Here is a 16,317-nt window from a genome sequence, read left to right on the forward strand (position 1 = left end):
GCCGCCCGAGACTGATCATCCACACATCGCCGTGAGACACCTCAGAACATCCAGGTCACGGAAGATCCAAATGTCACCAGGCGCGAGACCCTACAGCGCTGTAGGGTCTCACAATTCATGTCGCAATCTCACGAGTAACGTCGCGCGCATGTCGTATACGACATCTATGTAAGATTGATCTTCGCGGGCGGTGGGTCGGTGTTGGGCTGTTCGTGTGGTGTCGCCGACGCGCATGCCGACCTTTCGCTGGTATCGGGGGCAGAAGCACCACTCGGGCACGTACTGGTCGAGCACTATGAAGGGACATGTTCCGTACGAGTCGCGACTGGAACTCGCGCGATTGCTGTTCGCGGATTTCGACAGTTCGGTGCGGGTGATCGCCGCCCAACCCTTTCTCCTGGAGAAGGAAGTTCTGGGTGTAAGGCGTAGGTCCGTGCCGGACTTCCTGCTGTTGACCGGGTCGGGCCCGGTGGTGGTCGATGTGAAGCCTCAGGCCCTCCTCAGCAGGCCGGAAGTCGCTCGCGCTCTCGCGTGGACGAGGGACGAGGTCGAGCCCCGTGGTTGGCGGTACGAGGTCTGGAGCGAGCCTCCGCTCGTCGAGCTGGAGTGCGTCCGGTTCCTGGCGGCTTACCGTCGTGAGTGGTTGTTCGACGGCGACCTGCTGGTGCGGCTGCGGAGCGAGAATCTGGACGGGGCTCGACTGCTCGGGGTCTGCCGGACATGGACTGCGTGGCCGGTCGAGGTGGTCCGGGCCGCGGTGCTGCATCTGATGTGGTGCGGGCACTTCGTCGTCGATCTGGCTCATCCGACAGGGCCTGGCCACATCCTGCGGATCGCACGATGAGCACCGCGGCCGTGCGGATCGGAGTCGGTGCGCGCTTCGTCCACGAGGGTGGCGTCGTGGAGATCGTGGAGATGCTGCGCATGGCTGCGGGCAACGAGGTCGTGCTCAGGAGCACCTCGAACCAGGACCTCCTGCGGGTATCCCTGCGCGAGCTGCTGACCTCTGCCCGCATGAGGCCGATTCCCGACACCTCGGGGCCTGCTGGGGACGATCCCGTGGAACCGGCCGATGTGCTGCTCACACAGCTGTCCGAGGCCGAGCGGGACAGGGTCCGCAACCGCGCCGCGCACGTGCGCGAGGTTCTGACCGGGTATCGCTCGGGAGCGCGCGAGCTGTCGCGGGCGGGCGAGCCTCGGCCGGAGTACGCGCCGGGAGTGGCGATGTACGGCCGGTACGCGGCCAAGGCCGCCGAACTCGGTGTCACCGCGCGTACGGTCCAGCGCTGGGTCCGCGACTTCCAGGACAGCGGTGAAGCCGGTCTTGTACCCCACAGGCGGACGGCACAGCGTGGTCACGGGCTCAAGGTCGACCGGCGCTGGACCGACATCGCGCTCGAAGTGATGGTGGAGCACACCGGCGAGTCGACGCCGTCGAGGACGATGGTGATCGACCGGACCAACGCGCGCGTGCTCGCGCAGTTCGGTGACGGCGTGGTAAAGGTGCCGAGCCGGGCGACGGCGTTCCGGGTGCTGGAGCAGTTGGAGCGGCGGCATCCGACGTTCCGGTTGAGCGCCAGGCGCAACCGGGACATCGCGGAGCGGCCGGCCGGGGTGTACGGGAAGCTGCGACCGACGAGGCCGGGCGAGTACGTGCTGATGGACTCGACGCGGCTGGACGTCTTCGCGTTGGACCCGGTGACGTTGCGCTGGATCAACTGCGAACTCACGGTGGCGATGGACTGGTACACGCGCTGCGTGACCGGGATCAGGCTCACGCCGGTGTCGACGAAGGCCGTCGACGTCGCCTCGGTGCTGTTCCAGGTCTTCCGGCCTCGGCCGGCCGGGGCGGACTGGCCGGAGCACGCGGTGTGGCCCGCGCACGGTATCCCGCGCACCGTGCTGCTCGACGTCGACGCCGTCCAACGCCCGGCGGTTCGGCGGCCTGGGTGTCGGGTCCGGTTATGGTGCCGGAGACGATCGTGGTCGATCACGGCAAGGTGTTCGTCTCCGAGCACCTGACCAGCGTGTGCGCGCGGATGGGGATCTCGATCCAGCCAGCGCGGTTGCGCACGGGCCGGGACAAGGGCCCGGTGGAGCGGTTCTTCCGCACGCTCCCGGAAGACCTGCTGCAGGCGCTGCCCGGCTACAAGGGCCCCGACGTGCACGCGCGTGGATCAACCCGGAGCGCGAGGCGTTCTTCTTCCTCGACGGACTGGAGGCGATCATCCGCGAGTGGGTCGCGGTGGTCTATCACCACCGGCCGCACGACGGGCTGCTCGACCCGCACCTGCCCGCGATGCGGATGTCCCGGCGACGATGTTCGACCACGGCCTCGCCCGCGCCGGCTACATCGAGGCGCCCCGCGATCCGGACCTGGCGCTGGAGGTCCTGCGCACCGCGTGGCGCACGATCCAGCACTACGGCGTGGAGATCGACGGCCGCCGCCACAACGGGCCCGCGCTGGACCCGTACCGCGGCAGCAAGAGCCCCTACACCGGTCGGGCCCGGGGGCGGTGGCCGTTCCAGGTCGACCCGGACGACGTCAACCGCGTGTACTTCCGCGATCCGCACGCGCGCACGTGGCATACGTTGACGTGGGAACACGCCCCGGCCCTGGACATGCCGTTCAGCCAGGACGCGCTGGCCTTCGCCCGCAGGCTGGCGGCGTCGCGCTACACCTATCCCGACGACAAGGTCGCGGTGGCCGACTTGCTGGAGCGTTGGAACGCCGGTCTGGGAGGCAGCCTGCCCGAACGACGGATCGCGTTGCGGCTCGCGCGGGAGCAGACGGCGCTCGACCCGCCGGCGGCCGGATCGACGGTCTCCGCGCTGCCGTCGGTGGCGCGAGTGCTCGACGCCGCGACGCGAGCACCGGAGCCTCCGCCGGTGATGGGCGACGACGACGTCGACGACGTGGCCGTTCTGGAGGCCGAGGACGACTTCTACGCCGACGCGTTGGAGGACGTGTGAGCACCCGCGGGCTGGACAACCTCACCCTCGCGCGCAAGGAGGGCTGGCAGCAGTTCGTCGACGCACCCGCCCGCACCCGGCCGGAGCCGTTGTCGACCAGGAAGATCCGTGCGCTCGGCGAGGCGGCGCGCAACGACTACGACCGGCGGCGTCGGGAGTGGCACGCGAACCTGGGGCCGCTGCGGACCCCGCAGCTGGTCGCACTGCACGAGGATCTGTGGGACATCGTGGACAGCAACGCCCACGACGGGGACAAGGCCAAGGGCGCGGTCGCGATCGACGCCTTTCCCGGCCCGGGCAAGACCACTTCGGTGCTGGCGTTCGCCAGACGGTTCCACCGGCGCGAGATCGCCGAGCACGGGCCGCTCACGCCGGAGGGGCACCAACGGTGGCCGGTGTGCCGGGTCGGGCTGACCGGCAACACCGGGTTGAAGGACTTCAACCGGGCGATGCTGGAGTTCTTCGCGCACCCTGGGACAAACCGGGGCACCGCGGCGTTGTTCGCCGCCCGCGCGCTGGACTGCATGACCAGCTGCCACGTGCGGCTGCTCATCGTGGACGACCTGTACTTCCTGCGGTGGCGCAACACCTCGGGTGTGGAGATCAGTAACCACTTCAAGTACATCGCCAACGAGTACCCGGTGACGCTGGTGTTCGTCGGCGTGGGTTTGGCGCGGCGAGGTCTGCTCGACGAGATCGACGCGGCCGGCGACCCGGTGTTGGCGCAGTCCGGGCGGCGCACCACCCGGCTGGGGATGGAGCCGTTCCTGGTCGACACCGCCGCGCGGTGCTGCTGGCCATCGAGCAGCGCCTGGTGCTGGCCCGCGCACGGCCGGGGATGCTCGCCGACGAGTTGTCGGACTACCTGTTCGCCCGCTCGACCGGACACATCGGATCGTTGATGACGCTGGTTAACCGGGGATGTCAGCGCGCCGTGCGCACCGGGGCCGAACCAGGGGCCGGTCTCGGACGGCTCCGCGGGCCCCCGCAGTCAAGTGCCACCGACACCGGCCCCACGGCCGCCCCAGGTGCGGTCACCACCGACCAACAACCGCGGTCACTTCAGGCAGACAAGGTCAGCGACCCCATGTATGCCTGAGTCGTAGGGAATCTCGTTCTGAGCACGGCTGATGCCCCCATGCGTGTCGGTCACCCACACGCGTACCAGATGCCGTCCCAACCGGCGGGCAGGATGTAGTCCTGGCACCAGAACGTGTTGCTGGACTGCGTGTAGACCGCCAGCCTCCGGTACTTGGACCGCGGGTCCGTGTTCTCGAGGAAGGGCGTGGCGATGTGGTCGGCATAGCCGCCGCCGGGCATCTGCTTCCAACCGCCCGAGTTCGGCCAGGCGTGCCAGATCTTGCGGTCCGGGCCGATGCCGAAGCACTCGTCCGAGGTGGTTGCCCAGTCGACCTTGTAGACGTACGTGCCGACCTTGAACGTGCCGCCGTAGTTGAAACAGCTCACCCGGCCGTTCGCGGGCACTGTGATCAGTTGGTAGGGCGCGAGCTCAATGGCATCCGATGCCTGCGCCGACGCCTGCGCGATGATCGATACACCGCCGTCGCCGCTCGCCGGGCTCGCCTGTGCAGTGGTCGCCGATGCGGTCGTGACCAGCGCGACCATGCCCAGCGCGGTGCAGAAAGCTTTCAACATACGCATGTGTGATCTGCCTTTCTCTATTCCGGGGGACTTCACCCCGGATGTTGGACACGGGGGTTATGCGGCTGAGGTCAGCGTAGCCGGTGTTGGCAGCAGGCTGTTCTCACCCGAGTAACGATCACGGATTTCGCTCGCCCTGCGGTTCGGTGCCCAAGGGAACGATGCGGGGATCTGATCGCGTGAAATTCTCACAGTATACAACCGTTGACCTATCCGGACATGGGAATACGGACTGTGGCTGGACAAGGCGTCGCCACGGGTGCGCGCATGCCGGCCGCACGTAATATTCAGGAAACGCTGCACCACGTCGATCCAGCGCCGCGATCAGTCCTTCCGTCTCGCCACGGTTCACCCCTTACATGCCTGGAGGCAGCGCGGCGTATGAGTCATCGACAAACTTTTTCGCACCTGTTCGGACGCTGACCACTCACCGCCCGGCCAGTACGGTCTGCCACGGGGACGAAGGAGGGTCAAGGGGGCATGGACGACGCATCCGAGTTCGACGAGATCTTCACCGGAATGCTGCCGAGGCTCTACTCGCGCGTCACGGCGTTGGTAGGAAGCCGTGCGCTGGCCGACGACGTGGTGCAAGAGGTCTACCTACGACTGCGGGCCACCGGGCGCCGTACCCGGCGGTTCATCGGGCACCCCACCCCCTACGGCTACGCGTTGACCACAGCGGTCAACCTCGCCCGCGCCCACTGGAGGTCACAACGACGCGAACTCCTGCTCGACGACTTCCCGGCCGCCTCGTACGACGGCGGCATGGCCGAAGCCGAAGCACGGTACGACCTGACCTGGCTGTTGGCGACCCTGACCGCCAAGGAGGCCGCCACGATAGTCCTGGTGGACCTCGACGGCCTTACCCTTGACGAGGTCGCGACACTGCTTGGCGTGCACAAGGGCACCGCACAGCGCAACCGCATGCGCGCCCTGGGCAAACTCCGCGAACGCCTGACCCACCCCTCCTTCCAAGAGGGGACGCGGCGATGACCCGCTTTGACTCGGGCGAGGACGACGCCTACGTCATCCGACGTCTACGCGATGCTTCAGACGCGGTACGACCCCCGCACGACCTACTCCAGCGCGCCCGCCAACGCCACCACGCACGACGACGCCGCAGCCACCTGGCCAGCGCAGTCGCCGCTATCGTGATCATCTTGGGTGCAACCGCATGGCTGCCCGGTCACAACCGGCCGACTGACACCACGACGGGGATGGCGAGCACAGCCCTCGCCACGGGCACGCAGCAGGTGCGCGCGGTCGTTCCGGTCGATGGCCCGTGGCAGCCGTGGAAATCCGGCCCCGATGCGAGTCTGATCACCATCCCCGTATGCCCACCGACGGGAAACCTCCCCGAAGTCAGGGGAATGGGATGGGCCGAGGAGGACTGCCCTGGCAACTCCGCCGCGCTCTACTCTGATGCGCGGAGCGCTGATGACGTTCCGGGCATACTCTTGCGGTTTCCGATTCCGAACCTCACCCGCCTGGCACAGTGTCGCCTGCGCCTCCGCATTCCTAACACCAGCAATGCGCGCGGCCTGGCCCACTACGACCTGTACCTCGGCTCCCTCGACAAACCGACCCGTACCAAAGGTGACCGGTCCTTCGAAATTAACCAAAGCTCCTACCGCGGAAAGTGGCTGGAGTTCACAGACCAACTCATCGTGCCCTCTGCTGGCATAACGACGATCACACTGCAACTCAGAGCCACGACCAAGTCCCCCACCATGTTGGGCGTCGACGCCGCCCAACTTGCCTGCACCACCTGAGCACTACCCAGTCAACCCTTTGGACGGAACGCACCACTCGCTCAGCCAATGCGCTGTCCATGCTGCAGAGGGCGCGATTTGCGCGTCAGTTTGGCCACCACGGCCGTCGGCGTGCCTGTAAGCCGGATCGTAGCTCAACGTGCTCGACGTCGGTCTGCACCCCTGCACCTGGTCGCCGCTGCTTTGTACGTCATCCGTACTTACCTGTGCACACCGGGGCGCACACCGATACGGGGCGGCACACCTCATTGTCCGCATTCGCATCTGACCTGCGGATACTGCGGGAGAAGGCGGACAGTCCGCCAATCGGGACCTCCGCTAGCGAGCCTCTACCAATCGTTGAAGTGCCACGCGCCTGAGACTGGTCATGGTGACGGCGTCGTGAGACAGGCAGAGAACACCCAGCTCACGCAAGATCGACATGTCACACGCGGTGAGAACCTACAGGCGCTGTAGGGTCCCAATTTCGATGACACTTTCCCAAAGGTCGTGGCACTGAATGGCACTAGTGCCACGAAAACTGGGATTGATCATTCTGTCACGTCGCCAGAGTGTCGCGGTGTGCAACACCTGTCGGGCGCGTTTCCGTGGCCGCAGGCGAATCGGTGCGCCTGCGGCCGGGTGATCAGGTGTCGAACCGATCCCAGCGGTCGATGTCCTTCTCGACCTCACCGCCGGCCACGTCCGGTGGTGTCACGTAGAACGCGGGAACGTCGCCAGAGAGGTCGACGAACACCAGGGCTCGAGCGCCTTCGGTGTCTTGCCGGGTGCCGCGCCGCATGGGGCGTTCCTGCGCAGTACGGCGGGGGAACACGCGGGGGAGGGGGCCGCCGATCTCTAGGCGGAACCGCCGGTCCTCTTCCACGACCGTGACGTGGTGGCGGGTGCGGCGTGCCGCTTCGGCGGCCGCCAGATAGACGGCCACCTGGTGTACCCGATCCGGGCTCAAGTCGGCGAACTCCATTCGGACACCCTAGGCCCTGTTCAGGGCAGGTTTCGTGCGGCGAGGCGTCTGCGGTGGCCTCCCCGTGCCGGGGCGGCCACCGCAGACGCCGCGCGGTGCTGGTCGTTCGTTCTCAGGGAGCGAGGATGTAGCTCATACCGACGACGTCGGGCAGGACGCGGGTGGTGAACTCGCCGAGAGCGCCGCCGGCGTTGGTCTCGGTGATGCGGATCTTCTTGACGCCGTTCTCGATGAAGACCTCGTCAACCCAGCCGACGTGCCCGTAGTTGGGGTCGGCGCCGTGTACACCGGGTTCGAACACGACAAGCGATCGGGGTTCGGCGTCGAGCACGACGGTCCAGCCGCGGGCGGCGGCGTTGTCGTTCATGTCCTTGGCGTTGCCGCCGATCAGCGGCCACAGGCCGGTGTGCTCGTGGAACTTCTCGTAGGCGCCCCAGGTGCACTGCCCGTAGTAGTCGCGGGCGAGGTTGTGGTCGGTCGTCTGCCCGGTGGCCCGGTTCTGGGCGACGACGATCGGCGCGGGATCGGCGATCGCGGTCGTCGCGGCGGTCAGCGGCGCCAGGCCGATCAACGCGGTGAGCAACCCGCTCGCGGCGGCGATGCCGGCCCGGCGGCGGCCCGCACGGGTCTCGGCGATGGTGTGGACGGTCATCGTCCTGTTGTCCTTCCCTTGTCGCTGTGGTGCTGCGGTCCACTCCAGCGAGCCAGCGCGACGGGAGGTGTCGCAACGGTGCGACGGGGGTGCGCGTCCTAGTTTCTGCCGTACCGCGCCTGAACAGTCAGAACGGGGTGTGTGCGGAGTGCGCGGGGTGCGGTCTCGCACGTGCGGCGCACTCACCGCACCCCTGGCGCGGGGGACGGTCAGCAGGCGGACAGGCCGGGCACCGGCGTGCTGCCGTCGGTGAAGGGCAGGTCGGTGTAGATGGAGAGGACGTAGGCCCCAGAGCTCATCTTGGCCCACGCCGTGGTGGTGATGGGCCGTCCGCCGACCTCTTCGTCGACGGGCTCCCCGTCGAGCACCATGCACACCACCTGCACGAAGTCGCCCTGCGACAGCACCCCCGCCTGGCAGGAGCGGGAGGGTTGGTCCCAGATCCGCGCGCCCCGCCCGCCGGTGTCGGCGATGCGCGTGCGCACCGACCCCGGTCGCAGGTCCACTTCCACTTTCCTGCAGTTCGCGCCCGATGTCGGCTGCCCAGCGGCCGCGCCCGAGGTGGGCGTGCCGGAGGTGGTCGTGCCCGAGGTCGCGCCGGTGCCGGACTTGGACGGGGACCAGATCAACCAGCCCGTCCCCAGCCCCACCGCGATCAGTGCCGCAGCCAGAGCCGCGCCCTGCAGGAGTGTGAGACGAATGGCTGCCTTCCTGCGGCCGGCGTCGTGCCGGGAGGCGTTCTCCGCGCCGGGGACCGTGCCGTCGGCGTCGGCCGGGGTGGCGAGGCCCAGTTGCGGCTGGGCCAGCTCCCGTAGCTGAGCCCACCGCTGGATCTCCTCCTCCGCCAGGCCCTTCGCCTCAAGCAGAGTCCGCAGGTTCTTCTCGCTGATCAGCCGCTGCTCGTGCAGCCACCCGCGCAGCGTCGAATTGCTGATGTCGATTTCAGCGGCCAGCTTCCGCCAGCCCAACTCGCCCTTGACCCGCTCGGCCAGCGCCTTCTGGAACCCAGGCACCCCGCCGGTCACGGCGTCCGGTGCCCTCGACGGCTCGGCCGGTTCCGGCGTGCCGTTGATCTCCGTCATGACCGACAGTCTGAGTCACCATCGCCTGGGCAGGACACCGGCTGAAGGTAGGACAGGTCGTCGACCGCGTGCTCTACCGTGCCGAGGCCGCAGGCCGTGACCAGGTGTAGCTCGCCGATTCGACCGCGTGCACCAGATCGGCGCCGACGTGTGGTGTGCTGCTGCACGAAGATTGATCATCACCGTGAAGCCGCCGCCGTGATCTGTCGACGGGGCGCGCGCTGGCGTTATCACCTCAGCCACACCACTCCCAGTCCGCTCGTGATGAGCACGGTCCATGCGAGCACGCTCAACGACACGGACGGCAGCGCCCGCACCTCGGCGCGGTCGTCGGGTTCGGGGAGCAGCGGGGTGTCGAGCGGGATGTTGCGGTACCAGAACTGGTTCAGCCGCGGCCACTGGTCGTCGCCCTCCAGGCCGAGGCAGGTGAGCAGTTCCCCGCGGTAGAGGTCGAACGCGACGCGCACCTGTTCGCCGTAGAGACGGGCTGGCGCCAGCGCCCCGCGGTAGGTGGCCCAGGCGACCGCGGCTCCGCCCCAGTAGCAGGCGAGGAACAGCCGGACCGGCCCGCCGGTGACCGCGAGCCACGCTCCCGCCGCCACGGCGAAGAACGCGGCCTGCGCCGAGATCGTCAGCTGGAACTCGATCTCCGCGCGGGCGGCGGTCAGCGACGCGGTGAGCTTGTCCGGCAGTAGGGGGAACAGGCGCGGCCACGTCAGCACGGCGTCCGCGCCGTAACGCTCGGACGGGTAGCTCTCCGCGGAGCGCAGGACGTTGCCGAGCCGGGTCGGGAGGACGTCGGCCGGGTCGGCGGGGTAGTCGGACGCGCCGCGTTCGAAACCGAGCCGCCGGGCGCGTCGGCGGTGCCGGTGTGTGCCGGGAAGCAGCAGGACGCGCCCCAGCCGGCCCGGCCAAAGCCCTTCGTAGCATCGGATGAGCGGCTGCGTCCGCCCCGAGACGATGGCGGCGATCAACACGGCGGCGACGACGGTCGCGGTGCCCGCCAACACTTTCACCGTGCCGTCGAGCGTGTTCCACGCGCGCAGGGCCCCGGCCGGGTCGGTCAGCGTGCTCGCGACCACTGCCCCGAGCAGGCCGAGCGTGATCAGGGTCGGCAGCAGCGCGTTGACCAGGAACCGTCGGTCGAACAGGCCGGTGGTCTCCCGCACGACGTCGGTGAGCACCGGTCACCCTCCCAGTTCGAGGTCGTGCGGTTCGCGGTCGGGGTTGGCGCAGCGCGGTGGCCTGCGCGGGTTCCAGTGCTCCAGTGTGTTGCGGTGGCCGCAGTGCGCGCAGGCGACGTGGGCGGCGGCGAGCCGCACCCGGCCGGGTAGCGCTCCGTCGGCCGAGGCTCCGGCCGGGCCCATCTGATTGCCGAGCGCGGGATGGGTGCCGGAGGCGAGGTAGTCCGAGACCCGCGCGACCGGCAGCACTCCGGCGGGCGTGCCGTCCCGCGTCAGCACCAGACGGGTGATCCCGAGCAGCAGCAAGGAGATCGCGGGGGAGTCGGCGAGCTGCGCGAAGGTCAGGCCCGCGTCGACCTCGACCGCCGGCGGCAGCGCCTGCCATGTCGCCAGGGTGTCCGCGTCGGCGTCGGCCAGTTCCGGCGCGGTCACGGTGCCCAGCACGGTGCCATCGTCGTCGATCACTACCCCGGTGCCCTTCAGCACGGCGCGCGCCTCGGCCGGGGTCAGCTCGCCGGCCAGGACTGTGAAGTCGTGGTCGCGGTGTTCGGCGATCTGGTCCGTGGGTTTCACCGCCAGTCCCCGATCAGCACGAACCCCGCCCAGTGGTACGGATGCGCATACGGCCTCCTGGTGTAGTCGGGCCGCGCGGCGGTGGCGCGCGATGCCAATGTCGCCCTGGCGTGTGCGGCGGACAGCCCCGGGTCGTCGTCGCCCGCGGAGTCGAGCAGCCTCTCACACGCTGCGGCCGCCGCGGCGAAGTCACCCGCGCGGAACCTGATGTCGGCCACGGTCCGCGTGACGGTCCGCTCGTCACCACCGACCATCGTGCAGTACTCGATCACGTCGGCGCACGTCGAGGTGCGTACCGCGAGTTGTGCCGCGCGTAGCGCCTCGGACTTGCCCGCACCCGCCTTCAGGGCCGGGTAGAACGAGTTCATCAACAGGCCGGTGGACAGCTCGTCCACCGGCCACAGGCTGACCAGTACGGCCGACGCGCCCGCGTAGATCAACGCCCTGGGCAGGCCGAACAGCTCGTCGCCCGCCCTGCGGTGCGCGACACCGCTCTGGCACGCGCTCAGTGTGACCAGGTCGGCGGGCAGCGACAACCCGAGGATCTTCTCCGCGGTCAGCGCACCGTCCGCGTGCCCGCCTGCGAGCAGCACACGGGACCGCGCGGGCCGCTCGGCGTCGAACTCGCCGTGGCAGGCGATGTGGAGCACGGAGACGGCCTCCCGCACCGCGGACCTCATGCCGGACAGCGACGCCCGGTCGCCGACGAGCCGTTCGGCGTCGCCGAGCACCGAAGCGATCAGCCGGCTCTGCGCCCGCGAATGCCCCAAGGGCCGGTCGGGGCGGGAATCGGCCAGCACGACCGACCTGGTCGCGGCCGGCCGCCGTTTCGCCTGGCAGTGGCGCATCACTGCGGCGGACGGGGTGTAGCACGTCGGATTCCGCTCGGCCAGCGGCACTCCGTCGACCTCGACCGCGTGCAGCGGAACGCCGTGCAGGTGGTCGTGCGGGACGATCCAGATCACCTGCCCCGGCGTGCTGTGCCGCACCAGCGGTGCGACCAGCGGGCTCAACTCACGCCAGCCGTCCGGATCGGCGGAACGCACGTCGTCGAACGAGGCGGCCACGATCCTGGCGAGCGCGGAGCGACGCAGCGGCACGCGCACAACGGTCGGTTCCGCGTCGCCGGCCTCGACCAGCAGCAGCACGACGGCGTCTTCGGTGACGTGGTACTCGGCGAGCAGGGCCCGCCCCAGCAGCGGGCCGACGTCGGCGAACGCGAGCGGATCACCGCGGCGGAGCTGGACGTACTCGGCGCCGCGCACCCCGACGGCGGCGATGTCCTGCCAGGTGGCGCTCAGCCTGGCGCGGGCGGCCCGCACGGCGGCCAGTGCGGCGACGTGCCCACCGGGTGCTCGCATCTGCGGGCGAAGGCGCTCGATTTCCTCGATGGCCTCGCGTTCACGCCGCACCAGGGGGTCCGGCACGTGGTCGGCCCGCAGGTGCGTGGTGCCCAGCTGCTCCAGCAGCAGCCGCGATCGGGACCGCTCCGCCAGGTCGAACGCGGCGACGGCAGGTCGCGACCGGCCGGTCTCACCCGCCACCGCGGCAAGCAGGCCGATCTGGTGGGAGTGCAGGGTCTCGAACCAGCCGTTGACCTGGAGGCGCAGCGGCTCGTCCACGACCTCGTCGCGGAAGCGCTTCTGGAGCCGCAGCGCCTCGTCGAGCGTCTCGAACGCCGCGCGCGGGTCGATCGGCGTCTGGAGCCTGGCCAGCTGGGCCAGCACGCCCATGGCGATGAGCTGCTGGGAGTTGCTCTCCAGCAGCGCCGCGGCGGCCCGCAGCTCCCGCGAGCCTTCCGCGTGCCGTCCTCGCCGGAACAACGTGGTGCCGCGGTCGATCATCCGCTGCGCCGGCCCGGCGCCGGGGTGGCGGGTGCGGGTGATCTCGTGTTCCTCGGCGGGTGCGCCCGGTGGAGCGACCGTGACCAGGGGCAACCACGGAGGGTCGGCCTGGGGACGGGTGTCGGGCAGCCCTGCCCGCGTGGCGAAGTCCGGGTACTCACGGTCGTCGGCGGGGTGGTCGACGGTCGCGCCGGCCCAGCGGCGGACAGGTGCTACCAGTCCGGTGTCGTCGGCGATCGCGGCACGTTCGGCCGCGGCCTCGGCGGTGCGGTCCAACCGCTCGGCCAGCAGCCGGGCCCGGAACAGCCGGACCAGCGCAGCGATCGCGGGCAGCCCGGCGTCGTCGTACACGGTGGCGGCGGTGCGGTAGCAGTCGGCGGCGGCTTCCCAGTCCGCCGTGGCTTCGAGGACCTGCGCGCGGGCGAACGTGCAGTGCGCCCGCGCCCGAGCGATCTCGTCCGGGTTGACGTACGGCCGCGCGATGGCGATCAGGTGCTCGGCGGTGGCCAGCCAGTGCTTGCCCGCGTCGACGGCGTGGGCAGTCGGCGGCCACTGCGTCTGCCGGAAGTCCCCACGCAGGTCGTAGACGGCCAATGCCGCCATGGTGTGCGGCAGGGCCATCCCGGTCGGCTCGCGCACCTCGTCGTGCAGCCACGCTTCGGAGTGCCGGGGATCGGCAGCGCGGAACCGCCGCGCCGACTCGACCCTGGACCACCACAGCGTCCAACGGTCCGTGCCGAGGTGCACGGCCACCGCCACCAGGGCCGTCAGGGAGACCGCGATCGACGCCCACGCGGTGGCCGTCGACGGCTGGAACAGGAACGAGTAGGCCAGCACTGTGCCGTTGGCGATGAGGCTGACCGGGTGGGCCACCGTCCACACCGTCGGGATGGGCCAGCGCAGCAGTGCGGTGGACATGACCTGCAAGCTGACCAACGCTCCTGCGGTGAGGAGGACCTCCGCCGCGCCGTTCGGGAGCTTGCCGAAGAGGACCGGTGGGATGGCCAGAACGAGGTTCGCCGACGTTTCCAGCAGGAGATGCCCGCGCCGGTCGTGGCGGCTCACCTTCCGGGCCCGCGACCCGCTCGCCGCGCACACGGCCGTCGCGAGCCCGCCCACCGCCATGGTCAGCACCGGGTTGACCGGGCCGCCGGCGTTGACGACTCCGGCCGCGACGGCCAGCGGAACCCACAACTGCACCCGCCACAGGCCGCGCACGACGTGGTCGAGCAGACCCAACGGCCTGCCGGGCGCCTTCACATGGCGACCGCGCGGCAATGCGGCGGTGCCGAGCGCCACCACGAGGAGGAACCACGCCGCCGTCGTGATCACCCGCGAGTCAACCGGCGGTGGGGTCGCGTGCTGCGCGAGGTCGTGGACTGGGGCTGTCACCACGCCGCCGCACTGTCTCGCACGAAACCATCATCTTGGTTCGTCGGCGGCAGCACAATGAGGTGTCCGGTTGCGCGACGCAGGGGAGGCCGAGTGGCCGGGATCGGGGACCCTTCGACGCTCGCCTCCGTGCTGCTGCACATCGCGAGCGTCGTGCTGGCGTTGACCAGGCTGCGTGACGTGATCGGCCCCGGCCGGCGGGGCAGGGCCCTCTACGTGCTCGACCTGGTTGCCGCACTCGCTGTGCTGTTCACCGCGGGGTGGTTCGCCGACCTCGTGGCGGAACTGGCCCACGACCGGGTCGTGCTCGTGGTGGCGGTCGGACTGGCCGCCGGACTCGCGGGCATGGCCACCACGGGGTTCGTCGCGTTGATCGCGGCCACCACCGGCGGTGGCGGGACGCCGGTGATCGCCTGGTTCGTCACGCCTTTGCTGGTGGGTGCGGCCCTGCGCAACATCCGGATGCCGCCGGAGCCACCCCCGGACGTCGGCGGCGACCTCACCGGGGTCACCGGGCGGTGGTACATGCGGCCGACCGCGCTCGACGTGTTCTGGGGCTTCGCGGCGCGGGTGGTGTGCGTCGTCCCGCTGGTGTGCGTGTTCCTCGTACCGGCCGGTGATGTCGAACAGCGGGCGCGGATCGGCGGCGCCGTGGTGATGTGGGTGGTGCTGCTGGTCGGCGACCGCGCGCGACGGCCCCTGCTGATCCGCCACCGCAGAGCGGCGCGGACGACGGACGTCGGCCTGTTCCTGGTGCTGCTGGCGGTCGCCGCCGGCCCGAACGGCGAGGTGATCTCGCGGTGGTGGGCGGCGCACGCGACCGAGGCCCAGTGGTACGTGGTGGTGGCGGGCCCCGGCGTGATGCTGCTCTACTCCGCCATCACCCCGCGGTTCGACAGGTGGAGGCTGTCCTGGGCGGTCGTGCGGGCCAGGTCGGTTCTCCTCGGACTGCCGCAGATCGCGTTAGCCCTCACGACCCTGCCGTTCCTCGTCGCGGGGGTGTTCCACCCGGCGTGGGGACCGCTGGAGTCGGCCTTCGTCGCGTTGCTGACCGGGTTGGTCCAGGCGGCGGGCTCGGGCTGGAACGGCGACGGCTTCCACCGCCAGGCCGCCGACGTGCTGATGCTGGCGAGAGCCGCTCCGCCGGAGCGGACGTTGCTGCTCGCCGGATGGTTGAACGACCACCTGTACCGGCGTCGGACATTGCGGGTCCGCACGTGGGCTCACACCGCTCTGCCGCGGCTGGCGGGGGTGGCGGCACACCTCGGGGCCGAGGCCGCACACGCCACCACGGCGGTGCACACGACGCTGCCGTGGGGCGGTTCCGTGCGGCTGGACCACACGATGGCCGAGAAGCTCTTGCGGGTGGGGGAGCAGGCGTTGGACGCGGTGGACAACGCCTATCCCGCCCAGATGCGCACGCCGGGCACCTTGGGACACCTGGTCCAGCAGACCGCCCGCGCCGACCTGGCCGGGCGTCGTTCCCTTGTAGCGCAATACCTCGACGACTTCGAAGGCGCGATCGCGGCCTCCCGCCAGACCGCCGACCACTACACCGCGGTGCGCGCACCGGCGCACGCGGCCACCGAACTCGTCCACACCGCGAACAGGCTCTCCGCAGTGGGCCAGCACGAGGCCGCCGCCGCCCTGCTCGCGGACGTGCCCGACGACCTGCCGCCACCTGTCCGGCGACTGCTGCTCGTGGTCCGCGCGGCCGTGGCGCAACGTGCAGGCCGAAGCATCGCCGCCCGCAGTCTGCTCGCCGCGGCGAGAACGATTCCCGAGCACAGTACTTTCGCGTTCCGCAAGGCTTTCCTGGCGGAGCGGATCAAGTTCCCCTCCTTCGGCGAGGGCGCACACCGGACACTCGTGGCGACCGAACGCGAACTCGACCGCGAACTCGGCCCGACCACCCCGCTACACAACCCGTGACAGTCGGCGCGGACCTCGAGGGCGTTCGGCTCGGCGTGGTTTGCCTGGAGGTAGCGGCCGTAGGTCCGCAGGTCGCATCCGGCCTGTCCGGGCAGGTACGGGGCCTGCTGCCATCCGGCCGAGTCGCAGGCGTTCCCGTGGTCCCACACGGTGACGCGGAACCACAGCTTGTCCCAGCCCCAGTTGTGTTCGTCGCGCAGGGCGGCGAACAGGCGGGCCAGCACTCGCCCCGTGAGTTCCTCGGCGCGGGCGGCGTTTCGATGCCGCCGCTGTCGCGGTCGCAGTGG

Annotated in this window: 14 protein-coding genes; 7 read left to right on the top strand and 7 right to left on the bottom strand. The window is 70.0% G+C overall.

Annotated features, from left to right (window positions below):
• Positions 1-190 precede the first annotated feature (190 nt).
• The 4 genes from ADK67_RS27590 (at position 191) to ADK67_RS27600 (ending at position 3,875) form a co-directional block, all read left to right on the top strand.
• Positions 191-844: a TnsA-like heteromeric transposase endonuclease subunit gene (locus ADK67_RS27590; RefSeq protein WP_269436034.1), complete on the top strand. Its 654-nt coding sequence runs from the start codon at positions 191-193 to the stop codon at positions 842-844.
• Complete coding sequence (locus tag ADK67_RS52745) at positions 841-2,022, top strand: helix-turn-helix domain-containing protein (RefSeq protein WP_197289636.1); 1,182 nt, start codon at positions 841-843, stop codon at positions 2,020-2,022. The genes ADK67_RS27590 and ADK67_RS52745 overlap by 4 nt, the downstream gene beginning before the upstream one ends.
• 297 nt (positions 2,023-2,319) lie before the next feature.
• Positions 2,320-2,973, top strand: a complete 654-nt coding sequence (locus ADK67_RS52755) for a hypothetical protein (RefSeq protein WP_197289637.1) — start codon at positions 2,320-2,322, stop codon at positions 2,971-2,973.
• Positions 2,970-3,875, top strand: coding sequence for an AAA family ATPase (locus ADK67_RS27600; protein ID WP_197289644.1), 906 nt, complete (start codon positions 2,970-2,972; stop codon positions 3,873-3,875). The genes ADK67_RS52755 and ADK67_RS27600 overlap by 4 nt, the downstream gene beginning before the upstream one ends.
• Before the next feature lie 247 nt (positions 3,876-4,122).
• Here the strand turns inward: ADK67_RS27600 and ADK67_RS27605 are convergent, their stop codons facing one another.
• The gene (locus tag ADK67_RS27605; protein ID WP_053719438.1) at positions 4,123-4,599 is read right to left on the bottom strand and encodes a hypothetical protein; all 477 of its coding nucleotides are present in this window, start codon (positions 4,597-4,599) and stop codon (positions 4,123-4,125) included.
• Positions 4,600-5,115: 516 nt separating this feature from the next.
• Here ADK67_RS27605 and ADK67_RS27610 point away from each other — a divergent pair.
• Positions 5,116-5,628: an RNA polymerase sigma factor gene (locus tag ADK67_RS27610; protein ID WP_053719439.1), complete on the top strand. Its 513-nt coding sequence runs from the start codon at positions 5,116-5,118 to the stop codon at positions 5,626-5,628.
• Positions 5,625-6,407 carry a hypothetical protein gene (locus ADK67_RS27615; protein WP_157620879.1) on the top strand — a complete coding sequence of 261 codons (783 nt, stop codon included), beginning with the start codon at positions 5,625-5,627 and terminating at the stop codon, positions 6,405-6,407. Before ADK67_RS27610 ends, ADK67_RS27615 begins: the two co-directional genes overlap by 4 nt.
• Before the next feature lie 625 nt (positions 6,408-7,032).
• Here the strand turns inward: ADK67_RS27615 and ADK67_RS27620 are convergent.
• From ADK67_RS27620 to ADK67_RS27645, 6 genes are all read right to left on the bottom strand, one after another.
• Positions 7,033-7,371, bottom strand: coding sequence for a hypothetical protein (locus ADK67_RS27620; RefSeq protein ID WP_053719441.1), 339 nt, complete (start codon positions 7,369-7,371; stop codon positions 7,033-7,035).
• 112 nt (positions 7,372-7,483) lie between these two features.
• Positions 7,484-8,023: a CHAP domain-containing protein gene (locus ADK67_RS27625; protein ID WP_053719442.1), complete on the bottom strand. Its 540-nt coding sequence runs from the start codon at positions 8,021-8,023 to the stop codon at positions 7,484-7,486.
• 209 nt (positions 8,024-8,232) lie between these two features.
• Positions 8,233-9,105: a helix-turn-helix transcriptional regulator gene (locus ADK67_RS27630; RefSeq protein ID WP_053719443.1), complete on the bottom strand. Its 873-nt coding sequence runs from the start codon at positions 9,103-9,105 to the stop codon at positions 8,233-8,235.
• 230 nt (positions 9,106-9,335) lie between these two features.
• Positions 9,336-10,289, bottom strand: a complete 954-nt coding sequence (locus ADK67_RS27635) for a hypothetical protein (protein ID WP_053719444.1) — start codon at positions 10,287-10,289, stop codon at positions 9,336-9,338.
• 3 nt (positions 10,290-10,292) lie between these two features.
• Positions 10,293-10,862 carry a hypothetical protein gene (locus ADK67_RS27640; RefSeq protein WP_053719445.1) on the bottom strand — a complete coding sequence of 190 codons (570 nt, stop codon included), beginning with the start codon at positions 10,860-10,862 and terminating at the stop codon, positions 10,293-10,295.
• Positions 10,859-14,101: a CHAT domain-containing protein gene (locus ADK67_RS27645; RefSeq protein WP_157620880.1), complete on the bottom strand. Its 3,243-nt coding sequence runs from the start codon at positions 14,099-14,101 to the stop codon at positions 10,859-10,861. The genes ADK67_RS27640 and ADK67_RS27645 overlap by 4 nt, the downstream gene beginning before the upstream one ends.
• Positions 14,102-14,191: 90 nt before the next feature.
• Between ADK67_RS27645 and ADK67_RS27650 the strand changes: the two genes are divergently transcribed.
• Entirely contained in the window at positions 14,192-16,030 is a 1,839-nt protein-coding gene (locus ADK67_RS27650; protein ID WP_053719447.1) for a hypothetical protein, read from the top strand.
• The last annotated feature ends 287 nt before the right edge of the window (positions 16,031-16,317 follow it).

This window comes from Saccharothrix sp. NRRL B-16348 (genome assembly GCF_001280085.1).
In the GTDB taxonomy this organism is placed as follows: Bacteria; Actinomycetota; Actinomycetes; order Mycobacteriales; family Pseudonocardiaceae; genus Actinosynnema.